The organism is Desulfogranum marinum (assembly GCF_016918565.1).
Taxonomy (GTDB): domain Bacteria; phylum Desulfobacterota; class Desulfobulbia; order Desulfobulbales; family Desulfobulbaceae; genus Desulfogranum; species Desulfogranum marinum.
In genome coordinates this window covers 1-1,883 of record NZ_JAFFQD010000119.1, presented here as the reverse complement: position 1 = coordinate 1,883, position 1,883 = coordinate 1, and the positions used below count along the sequence as shown (strand labels likewise).

Sequence of the window (1,883 nt, the reverse complement as noted above, 5' to 3'; positions counted from 1 at the left end):
CCTGAAAATCGTCTAAAGCGAACATCCTAATCGTAAGACCCTACTTTATAAGCACGGTTTTATTGAATTACCGTGCTTTTTTTCTTGTCTTTAAACGTGTACGTATTATAATTATACGACCATCTTAAAGGGGGGATTATGTATGGCTAAGCCAATAACGGGAAAAACTCACGTCGGTGAACGGCGCGAAAAACGTCCGAATGGTGACATTTACGTTTATGAGCGGGTTACTGCCTATAACGAAAAGACCAAGAAGACCTATACGGTCAGCCAAAAGCTCAAAGGAAAAATCAAGGCGGGCACACAAGAAATTGTGCCTACTCGTCCGAAAAAGCTCAAAGGTGAAGGAAAGGTTGTCAATGCAACACGTCAGCATACCGGCCTTACAGACATCCTGGACTGGGTTGGGAGGACTTCCGGTATTGATAATGACGTACGTACTTCATTCAGTGAAGGTGATGCGGAGAAGATGCTTTCTATCGCACGCTACTGGATTGGTTCCGGCGGCAACACACTGCCTCGCCTTGAAAGTTGGCAGGTAATGCACCCCCTTCCATACCAGGAAGCGATTACTGAAGACGTATATGGTAAGCTGTTCAAGGATGTTGGTCGCAATGAAGATGGTGTTCAGCAATATTTTTCAGCCAGGGCCACCCGCCTGGGAGAGTCTCCTGTACTGGCGTTTGACTCAACCACCATCTCAACCTACTCCGAAAACCAGTCGGAGGCACGGCGAGGATTCAATAAGGACGGCGACGGACTCAACACGATCAAGCTTCTGACCTTATATTCCGTTAAAGGCCGCGAACCAATGGCCTTCTCCAAACAACCCGGGAATATTCCAGATGTCATATCCATCGAAAATACCCTGACACAACTCAAGTGCCTCAATCTGGAAAAGCCTCTGATCGTCACTGATAACGGCTACTACAGTCAGAAGAACATGATGGAGTTCGCCTTGCGTAACGTGAAATTCCTAACCCTGGTAGATCCAAATATTTCCTGGGTTCGTGAAACGGTCGATGAACTTCGTGCAAAAATTGCCGGCATGTCCAGCACCTGTCCGTTTGATCCGACCATCTGCGGAGCAACGTCACGAAGGATGCACCAATTCAGCCGTGTACGCAGGCGGTCACGTAACGGCAAAGTCGCCGGTGAAAAGGAAACGATCTCAAAGCGCCTGTATGTGCATGTTTTTTATTCTCCCGACAACGAAGCCAAGAAAGAACTTGCCTTCAGAAAGGATCTGTTTGAGTTGAAGGCGCAAGTAGAAGAGGGACAAACCGAGTTCACTGATTCAGCGCAAAAGAAAATCGACAAGTACCTGACCTATTCCAGGAAAGGAAGGGGAGGACGACTGAAGGTAGGTTTCAATGACGAAGCCATTGTCGAAGCAAAGAAGTACTTCGGCTATTTTGCCCTCGTCAGCAATCAGGCTATGGATACATTTACCGCACTGGAGAACTACCGAATGCGAGAGAAAATCGAAGAACTCTTTGCTGTGCAAAAGGGAAGGCTGGATGGTGCGCGTCCACGCACATGGTTCCCGGACAATCTGCGCGGAAGGCAATTCGCACAATTCATCTCATTGGGCTATCATTGTTTCCTGACGAAAAAAATAAAAGAAGTACAAGCCAGACTCAGCAAAAAAGACCCAGAAAAAACCAAAGCACTTATCAAGCTTGAAAAGAAACTGGAGAACTGGCTTGCGCAGCGCTCTCTCGCCCAGATCCTGGACTGGTTCGACTGCATTGAAACCACCAGGGTTCAGACGGCTATGGCAGACTATCGATGGTCAACAGAATCAGTGGCTAGAGACAAACTGTTCTTGGAGTACCTGGGGATAGGTGCCAAGTAGTGTACGCTTTAAACGACTTTCAGGT

1 protein-coding gene is annotated in these 1,883 nt (G+C 47.5%); it reads left to right on the top strand.

The genetic code is table 11. The features are described 5' to 3' along the window. Positions 1-142: 142 nt before the first annotated feature. Positions 143-1,858, top strand: a complete 1,716-nt coding sequence (locus JWH17_RS23110) for an IS1634 family transposase (protein ID WP_205225063.1) — start codon at positions 143-145, stop codon at positions 1,856-1,858. Positions 1,859-1,883: the final 25 nt, after the last annotated feature.